Genomic DNA, 5,180 nt, shown 5'->3' on the forward strand with positions numbered 1-5,180 from the left:
TGCCACTTGAAGGATAAAGTGGCACTTTGTGCCATTTTATCCTTCAAGTAATTGAGTGCCATTTTATGCTTTCAGTTGGCGACACTTGTAACGCTGGGAAATAGCACGACATAAATCAGGGAAATATTTGAATAAATCCCCTGGATCATATCCAATGTCCAGAGCCACCTGCCGCATCGTCTTTGGTGGGTCTTTTTGCAAAGCCGCTTCTAACAAACTTTGAACAAGTGCGCTATCAAAAGGTCGATACTTTTTCCGGGTTGATTGATGAGGCGGCAAGGGGATGAGGCTGACAGGTTGATCGAGAACCACTTTCCCAGTCAAGAACTCAAGTAAGGGAATCTGCAAACAGTAACAAAGCCGAAAGAGTAAATCCAGTTGTGGGAGAGCATTTCCCCTTCGCCATTCTCCCGGAACCGAAGCCGAATAACAGAGAAGATCCGCAAAAGCTTTAGCATTTCCCCCGGTCACAGCATTAATACATAAATTCACACCACGAGCAATATTCTCTCTGGGTACCGGAGAGGGTAAAGAAGGTGCTGCCGCTAACAATTGTGCTAAATTCTGGTGGACAAAAGTTTGCCACGCTTGCTCCTGTTTATCTAGGGCAAGACTTGCTTCTAAAAGTGAATCAGGGATTTTGCCCAGCCAAGTCAGACACTTGGAACAGTATCCCGGACGGGAATTCCACTCCAAAGAAGGAAGTGGTCGATAGCAATCAGGACATTGATATTGCAGTCTTTGTTGATGACGCAAACAAACAGTGACTAATTTCAGCGACCAAAGCAAAGGTTCGTGAAGGACAACCCCTAGCCTGTCCCACTCCTGATAACAAGCTGGACACCAAGCCTTATGACCTCGAACTAATCCTCGATGAGATAAAACTTGATTCCAAGTTAGCAGAGTCAAGAAATGAAGATGATCCTGTTTTGTCAGAGAAGATAAACCTTGAGAACAGTTAAAAGCCATCACACCCAGACCATTCCAAGCACCTGTATCGCTACCAAAGCTGCTCCAAAACGAATGAGAGACTCTCTTTAAATCATCGGTTAATTGGCTAAGTATGGGAGTTACAAACAAACGTAGCAAAACACCAGTTGGTACTTGATGAATCGTGGCTAATCTGGCGATATAACTGGTTAAACTTTCGACATCGGCAGTTCCAATACCCCAAGGTGGCAGCCGATACAAACGGCTACGTTCTGGAAGCTCAAGTTGAAAGATGTTTCTGCATTGATTGAGAGTAAATCTGTCAACTGACATTTTCTGAGCCTCCAATGATATCCCGATGGGGATTACGCTCTCCGGGCTTCCTTTTATGACGAGCCTTATTTGATTTTGGCTCGGGATTAACTTTATTATTTTCGGGTGTTTGAGAAGTGATTGGTGAAGAAATTCTTTTCAATCCCAACTTTTGACGCAACAGATTTAATTCTGTCTCATCTTCAATAAATGCCTTCTCACCTTCAATAGCTTCGGTAATCATTTGCATACATTTAGATACAGAAGGAGCATAAGGTTTGAGATGAAGTTCAGTCAGGGTAGAAGCTTCAGCATCTAAGGCTTTTCTTAAAGCTTGAGTTAACCAATCCTTGACAATTCCGACACATCCGATACTACGCTCATAAAAATATTCCCAGTGTGACTCCAACTCAGGTTCCTCTGGCAAGGGCATCTGACATGCAAAACTCTTGAGTACCCGTTTAAAATCTTTAATATCTTCGACAGATTCAACTTGGTAACGCTGAAAATGAATATCAATGCTGCGTCGGCTCAATTGAGCGCTGAGATTGCGAAATTCTAATAGTTCATAAGTACCAAACAGTCCGTGTAGAGTATTTGTCATTCCAGCCATTGAGACAATAGCATCCATTTGGTCTTGCAATCTTCGTCCGCTAGTCATTTTGCTAAATCGCTGGGCTTCATCGACCAAAAAAGCGATTAACTGGCGCTGACTCATGGTGTATTCTACATCTGCTCTAATCGAGGATAAGTTGGCTGTTGATTTGACTAAATGTTGCGCTTTTCCACTGCCATAAATTCGACTGCTTCTAGGTGTCATTTTATACTCTATAAATGGGTCAGCCAAAGCCACTAAAACGCTTTTGTAATAGTCTTTCCAGTCGAAATTCCCTGATTCGGGAGAGCGGGCTTCCATAGTGGCAACCGGAATGAAACCCGGGTCTAGTTCCATTGCCGATAAATTCTTTTCTATCAAAACTTTTATTACCTGATACAACAATGTAGTTTTGCCCACACCTGTTGGTCCAAATAAAAAGACTAATGCGGCTCCCCCAGGATTAATGACAGCTTCAAGGAAGCTATCATAAGCTTCTTTTAAGCGCCGATGTACGACTGTACAATTAGAAAAGTAAGCTAGTCTTTCTGGAATAGAAGCTTGCAAAAGTTGGCGCGGAAATCGGGCTTGAGAAGTCATTACCAAAACTCCTCGTAAGGTTGTATTTCTTCTTCCATAGAGCCTAATAAAGCTGCACCAAAATCTGTTTCTGGTTTCAATGGAGCGAGATTGGTTAACTCAGTGGGTATCGAGGGTTTTGACTGAGTTTGATTTTTCACAGAACTTTCGATAGTTGATAAAACATCTTTAGCTTCTGCATCTCGCCAGCGCTGCAACAGGACAGCTTCAGTTGCTTCGGCACTGGCTAAAAATTCTGCCAATGCTTTGGCATTAACATTAAATTGTCGGGAGTGATTTTTGTGCTGTTTCCGCAGTTCCTCCGAAATTGCCATCATTTCTCGTTCGGAACGACCGTGAAAACTGCTGTAATGCTGCGAAATACAACTGAGCCATTGCCCCTTGACATAAGCGTAAGCACATCCGGCATCATTTGGGTCATAACGTACAGGAACTTGGGTTTTTTCTACTGTTCGGCTGCGAAAGCTATTGTGCCAGTAGTAAATATGATTAATTTTGATCCCTTGGTTGGGGATAACTTTGGCTGTTCCTTTGCTGGTAGTAGGTAGGGTGAGGATACGGAAGTTTTCATCGTAAGGAATTAATTTGTGGGGGCGATTTCCCGTCTGCTCTAACCCTGATTCATAAGCCATTCGCGGGCTTTGTCCTAATGCCGGATGCTCTCTGTTGTCATAAAATTCGTAAGCCCAATCGCACAAGTTTTGATACAAACTTCCCAAAGTCCAAACCGCTTGTTGCCGCGGATGAACGGCTTTTGTCACTTGACGGTGGTGACGAGTGATTTGGGTGTTTCCCTGAAGGTTATGAATAAACATGGTGTTGGCAGTTCCGAACAGGCGTTCGCAGACGGAACCAAACCTGGGTTTAGCTGTCGGACGGGTCTTTTTGGTGCATTCATAAGCAGCTAGCAGTCTTTCAAAGTATACGCTCATGAATTCTTTTGCACCATCCACTACTACTGAGTGCGGTAAGCGAGAGTGACGGCGAACGCATTCGCGCATTACCATCATGCAACTGCGATAGCTGGGTGGGTCAAAGGTGAGGTAGATGGCTAAAATTCGCCGAGAATAAGCATCGGTTAAAAAGGTAGCCCAAGGACGGCCTAGATTTACAGATGTGCGAGCGCTGATTAATTCAATATCTAGTTCTGTGTGGTCTATGTGGCAAATTTCAAATGGTCTGTCTCCGTGTCTTGGAGTGGTTAATTCTAATTCCCAATAGAAGGTTTCATACTTATATGCCGCACGATGTCCCAGCCGTTTGCTCATTTGTTCGTATTGTGGGCGTATTTTAATTGCTTTTTGGAATGTTTTGTAACTAGGGGCTAGAATTCCTTGCTCTGAACAAGCTTTTTGGAAGGTGCAATAAGATGCTAATTTACCTTTCTGTTTGAGAGTTTCGTAATCATTGGCAATAAATTCTTCGAGTAAGTTTAGTGTGGTTGAAGGTAGTTTTTGATGGCGATTCCCTCTTAAATGGCTTTTTGGTAATAAACCAATATAGCCGGAACCATATAAAATTTCTGCTTTTCGCCACTCTTTGACCCAGCGATAAAATGTTCGCTTTGGGACTAATTCAAAGCTTGGTGGTGCGCCTCTCAGGTAGGGGGCAATAATTTGATAACGCCGATTTGCTTCTTGGCAATCTTTCTCACTGGCACTTTTGAGGATGTCGTTGAGATGATTATTTGTTGATGGCGATGTCTTTGTTTGGGGTAGTTCTTCTGATGGGATGATTTTAGATTTTTCTGCCTCGGCTAGGAAACTTTTACTTGTCAAGATGTCGGGAAAAATTTGCACTCTTTCTGGTTGAGAAGCTAAGGGGGCTATTTGCAAATTGACGTAAACTTTTTCCTGAGCAATCAGTGCGTAAATCTCATCGGCTTTGATTTCTTGGTTGAGAAGTTCTGCTAATGTGATACCGGGTATTGCTGATATCAGTGCTGTGATTTTTTCGGCTGTTTCCTGGTCTTGCGGATATGATTCTGTATGAAAGTAGTCTTCTAAAAATAATAGATTACGTTGCAAGTTCCAGTTGATTTCGGCTCCTGAACGGACGCGGTAATACAGCCCAAATTTTTCGGCGTGGGCAACACCAGGCGGACATCGCCAATTTCCGTCTGGTTGTTTCTGATAACGATTAGGCATTTGAGTGCCTAACCGTTCTAATTCTTCTGCTGTTTTCCATTCTTCCCAACCACAAGTTTGAGTGCGGATGACGAAGAAATCTGGGGTATGTAAGACTCCTACATTCCGACCGTTTTTGGCTTCATAGACTAGTTTGAACGGTGGAGGTTGGTCGTAGTATTCCAGAACTGATGAGTCATATTCCATTTCATAGATGGCTGCTAGTTCGTTGCGGTGGCTCTCAAATTGGATGGTGAATCCCATTTTCCGGCTAGGGTAACGACCGCTCACGTTGCCTGCACGACTCTGAACTCGCCGAGATGGTGGCGAGTTGCGTATTTGAGCTATTTGTTGGATTGTTTGTTCGGTTAGCTGCAAGTTTTCACACCACTGAACAAACTGGGCGGCGCTCAACATTTCGGCTTGATTCTCCTAATTACTGGAGAACTCTGTTCGAGATATTTCTATTCAACCACCTTTTGTTCAACTGTGTGCCGTTTTATGATTCTAGCTACTTTGTAATGGCTTTCTTATTGGAACGAAGGAATTACTATCCTCGGCTTCTTGAGTGCCATTTTATCCTTCTAGGCTAGTGCCATTTTTTCTTTCAAGTGGCA

At 43.3% G+C, this 5,180-nt stretch carries 3 protein-coding genes; all 3 read right to left on the minus strand.

Going from position 1 to position 5,180, the window contains the following annotated elements; genetic code table 11:
• Window positions 1–63 precede the first annotated feature (63 nt).
• Genes IQ264_RS31465 through IQ264_RS31475 form a run of 3 tightly spaced genes read right to left on the minus strand, consistent with a single transcriptional unit; the run spans window position 64 to window position 4,980 of the window.
• Window positions 64–1,263 (minus strand): TniQ family protein, encoded by a 1,200-nt coding sequence (locus tag IQ264_RS31465; RefSeq protein ID WP_193986499.1) that lies wholly within the window; start codon window positions 1,261–1,263, stop codon window positions 64–66.
• A complete protein-coding gene (locus IQ264_RS31470) occupies window positions 1,253–2,437 on the minus strand; it encodes an ATP-binding protein (protein ID WP_193986501.1) in 1,185 nt (394 codons plus the stop codon). The genes IQ264_RS31465 and IQ264_RS31470 overlap by 11 nt, the downstream gene beginning before the upstream one ends.
• The gene (locus tag IQ264_RS31475; RefSeq protein ID WP_193986503.1) at window positions 2,437–4,980 is read right to left on the minus strand and encodes a Mu transposase C-terminal domain-containing protein; all 2,544 of its coding nucleotides are present in this window, start codon (window positions 4,978–4,980) and stop codon (window positions 2,437–2,439) included. Before IQ264_RS31475 ends, IQ264_RS31470 begins: the two co-directional genes overlap by 1 nt.
• Window positions 4,981–5,180 lie beyond the last annotated feature (200 nt).

Source organism: [Phormidium] sp. LEGE 05292 (assembly GCF_015207735.1).
Lineage (GTDB): Bacteria > Cyanobacteriota > Cyanobacteriia > Cyanobacteriales > Aerosakkonemataceae > Floridanema.

Bases quoted from the DNA above. Each gene is read 5' to 3' on its own strand.
- IQ264_RS31465 (WP_193986499.1), bottom strand. From the start codon at position 1,263: ATGTCAGTTGACAGATTTACTCTCAATCAATGCAGAAACATCTTTCAA.
- IQ264_RS31470 (WP_193986501.1), bottom strand. From the start codon at position 2,437: ATGACTTCTCAAGCCCGATTTCCGCGCCAACTTTTGCAAGCTTCTATT.
- IQ264_RS31475 (WP_193986503.1), bottom strand. From the start codon at position 4,980: ATGTTGAGCGCCGCCCAGTTTGTTCAGTGGTGTGAAAACTTGCAGCTA.